At 68.6% G+C, this 3,323-nt stretch carries 5 protein-coding genes; 3 read left to right on the top strand and 2 right to left on the bottom strand.

Going from position 1 to position 3,323, the window contains the following annotated elements; genetic code table 11:
- Positions 1-300 (top strand): TilS substrate-binding domain-containing protein (locus ADBZ5U_RS15280; RefSeq protein WP_526811609.1); only part of this gene is annotated, 300 nt, incomplete at its 5' end.
- A 10-nt stretch (positions 301-310) separates the two neighbouring features.
- A complete protein-coding gene (gene hpt / locus ADBZ5U_RS15275) occupies positions 311-916 on the top strand; it encodes a hypoxanthine phosphoribosyltransferase (protein WP_526811607.1) in 606 nt (201 codons plus the stop codon).
- Between the two features lie 7 nt (positions 917-923).
- Here the strand turns inward: hpt and ADBZ5U_RS15270 are convergent, their stop codons facing one another.
- Both ADBZ5U_RS15270 and ADBZ5U_RS15265 read right to left on the bottom strand, forming a co-directional pair.
- The gene (locus tag ADBZ5U_RS15270) at positions 924-1,625 is read right to left on the bottom strand and encodes an SIMPL domain-containing protein (RefSeq protein ID WP_526811605.1); all 702 of its coding nucleotides are present in this window, start codon (positions 1,623-1,625) and stop codon (positions 924-926) included.
- Positions 1,626-1,654: 29 nt separating this feature from the next.
- A complete protein-coding gene (locus ADBZ5U_RS15265) occupies positions 1,655-2,626 on the bottom strand; it encodes an alpha/beta fold hydrolase (RefSeq protein WP_526811611.1) in 972 nt (323 codons plus the stop codon).
- A 156-nt stretch (positions 2,627-2,782) separates the two neighbouring features.
- Here ADBZ5U_RS15265 and ADBZ5U_RS15260 point away from each other — a divergent pair.
- Positions 2,783-3,323 (top strand): ATP-dependent metallopeptidase FtsH/Yme1/Tma family protein (locus ADBZ5U_RS15260; protein WP_526811603.1); only part of this gene is annotated, 541 nt, incomplete at its 3' end.

Genomic DNA, 3,323 nt, shown 5'->3' with positions numbered 1-3,323 from the left:
CGCGCGGCCCTCGATGCGGTGGCCCGCGACGCGCCGCCCGACTCGGCGGCGGCCGGCGGCGGACTTCCGGTCGCCGCGGTGGCGGACCTGCCCGGCGCCGTGCGCCGACGGGTGGTCCGCAGCTGGCTGCTGGCCGGCGGCGCCGCCCGCCTGACCGACCTTCAGATCCGCTCGGTCGACGCGCTGGTGACGGCCTGGCATGGCCAGGGCGGGGTGGCGGTGGGTTGCGATCGGCCCCGCACCCGGCTGTTCGCGGAGCGCCGCGATGGTGTCCTCACACTGCGCACCGAGCCGGTCTGAACCGGTCTGATTGTTCTGCCGGTTGCGGGCATGGCACGCTGTGGGCGTGTCGGCGAATGAGCTGTACCCAGGGGACATCAGGTCGGTTCTGGTCTCCGAGGAACAGATCCGCGTGCGCACCCGCGAACTGGGGGCGGAATTGGGCCGCGACTACGCCGCCACCCACGAGGACCTGCTTCTGGTCACCGTGCTCAAGGGAGCGGTCATGTTCGTGACCGACCTGGCCCGCGCGATCCCGGTGCCCACCCAACTGGAGTTCATGGCGGTCAGTTCCTACGGATCGGCGACGTCGTCCTCCGGGGTGGTTCGCATCCTCAAGGATCTCGACCGCGACATCGCCGGCCGCGACGTGCTCATCGTGGAGGACATCGTCGACTCGGGGCTGACGTTGTCGTGGCTGCTGCGCAACCTGGCCACCCGCCAACCGAAGTCGTTGCGGGTGTGCACGCTGCTGCGCAAACCGGACGCGGTGCGAACCGACGTCGACATCGCCTACGTGGGGTTCGACATCCCCAACGATTTCGTCGTGGGCTACGGCCTGGACTACGCCGAACGCTACCGCGACCTGCCCTACATCGGGACCTTGGAGCCCAAGGTCTACGAGTCGGGCATCTGATCCGGCTTCAGGTCAGCTCCCAGACCGCGGTCACCGCGAAGCTGACGGTCTGCTGACCCGGTTGCAGTGGGACGTCGGCGCCCATCGCGCCCTTCGCGACAGGCACCGGCCGGGGCGGATTCGCTTCCGGCGCTTCGGAAATCGACAGGACCCTGCCCAGTGACAGCCCGGACAGGTCGGCATACTGCCGGGCCCGGTTCTCGGCGTCCTCGAACGCCTTGGCCCGGGCGTCGCTGACCATCTGCGAGTCGTCCTGGATCGAGTAGGTCACCGAGTTGATCCGGGCGGCGTTGCCGCCGATGTCGATCACGGTCGACAGCGCATCGGAGGCCGCGTCGAGTTCCCGGATGGTCACGGCGATGTTGTTGGTGGCCCGGTAGCCGGTGATCGCCGAGTTCTCACCCATCTGCGGCTGGACGTCGACCGTCGTGGTGCTGATGTCCGTGGTGTCGAACCCGCGACCGCTCAATGCGTCGATCACCGCCTTCTGGCGTCCGTTTACCTCGTTCATCGCCGTCGACACATCGGGGGCCACCACCTCGATACCCACATCGGCCGTCACGGTGTCCGGGGCGCCCTGAACCTTGCCCGAACCGACGACGGTCACCTGCCGGGGATTGGCCTGGACCGCCGGAGCGGAATCGCAGCCCGCCAACAGGGCGACGGCGACGGGGACGATCACGAGGGCTGCGGAGCGGGGCGTGCGCATGAGACACGGTAACGCGTCGCGCTCCGGGGCTATGACCACCGGACCTGGGTCAGGAAGCCGAGTAACTCGGCGTTGATCTGTTCGGCCCGCTCCTGCTGTATCCAATGGCCGGCGCCGTCGAGCATGACCTCGCGGTAGGAGCCCCTGGCCACCTCCCGGGCCCGGTCGGTCCTGGTGAAGTTCAGCACCGGGTCGCACGCGCCGCCCACGAACAACGCGGGCACGTCGATGGTGTCCGCTGCGGGCGAGCCCATGATCCGCCAGTTGCGGTCGAGGTTCCGGTACCAGTTCAGTGCCCCGGTGAACCCGGTCCGGGTGAACTCCGCCACGTAGTGGTCGAGTTCGGGCGTGGTCAGCCAATCGGGTATCCGGTCGGGCTCGGGAAGACGGTCTATGAAACCCTCCGGCCCCGGCGCCAGCATCCGCAGCGCGGAAGCCTCATCGGTGGGGACGCCTGTCCCGCCCAGCAGCCGGCGCAGGGCCCGGGCCGGGTCGGCGGACATCTCGGCGTCGGCGACGCCGGGCTGCTGGAAGTACAGGATGTAGAAGAAGTTCTCGCCGAGGATGCGCCGGAAGGCCTCGGTCGGTGGTGTCAGCGGCCGCGGCACCGGCGGCACGCTCAACCCGGCGACCGCGGCCACCCGGTCCGGATGCAGCAGCGGGGTGCTCCAGGCCACCACCGCTCCCAGGTCGTGCCCGACGACCGCCGCACGCCGTGCCCCGACCGCGTCCAGCAGCGCGACCACATCCCCGGTCAGCGCGGTGATGTCATAGGCCTCGACCGGGTCCGGGGACGACGATCCGCCGTAGCCGCGCTGGTCGGGCGCCAGCACCCGGTACCCGGCCGCCGCCAGTGCCGGCATCTGATGGCGCCAGGAGTAGGCCAATTCCGGGAAGCCGTGGGTCAGCACCACCACCGGCCCGTCCGCCGGCCCGGCTTCGAAGACCCGCAACCGGGCGTCGTCGACGTCGACCAGCGAGGACCTGACCACGCCCGTCAGCCAAGCACAGTCCGGCCCGGCCCGGCAGAAGGCCGGTGGGACCAATCGGTGACGAAAACCCGGCGGGAACCGTCCGGCGTCGGGATGACGGTAGCCTGAGAGACTGCAGGCAGCGCGTACGGAAGGAACGGGGCCCCCGCGGGGGGTGAATGCTCGATGAATCGCAAAAACGTTTTCCGCACCTTGACGGTGATCTCGGCCGTGCTGCTGCTGGGTTGGCTGTTCGTCTATTTCAACGAGGACACCCGTGGGTTCAAACCCGTCGAAACCTCGGTGGCGGTCGCCCAGATCAACTCCGGCAACGTCAAACTCGCGCAGATCGACGACCGCGAACAGCAGTTGCGGCTGGAACTGAAGAACGGCAACGGTGACACCGGCAATTCCACCAAGGTGATCGCCAAGTATCCGACCGGCTATGCGGTGCCGCTGTTCGACGCGCTGAACGCCAAGGGCGTCAAGACCAATACCGCGGTCAACCAGCCGAGCGTGCTGGGCTCGCTGCTGGTTTACATGCTGCCGTTGATTCTTCTGGTCGGACTGTTCCTGCTGTTCTCCCGCATGCAGACCGGCGGCCGGATGGGCTTCGGGTTCGGCAAGTCGAAAGCCAAGCTCCTGTCCAAGGACATGCCGCAGACCACCTTCGCCGACGTCGCCGGCGCCGACGAGGCGGTCGAGGAGCTCTACGAGATCAAGGACT

The sequence above is a fragment of the Mycobacterium sp. genome (assembly GCF_040398885.1).
In the GTDB taxonomy this organism is placed as follows: Bacteria; Actinomycetota; Actinomycetes; order Mycobacteriales; family Mycobacteriaceae; genus Mycobacterium.
This window is presented reverse-complemented; position numbering and strand designations above follow the sequence as displayed.

Excerpts from the sequence above, each read along its gene's own strand:
- ADBZ5U_RS15270 (WP_526811605.1), bottom strand. The coding sequence starts at position 1,625 with ATGCGCACGCCCCGCTCCGCAGCCCTCGTGATCGTCCCCGTCGCCGTC.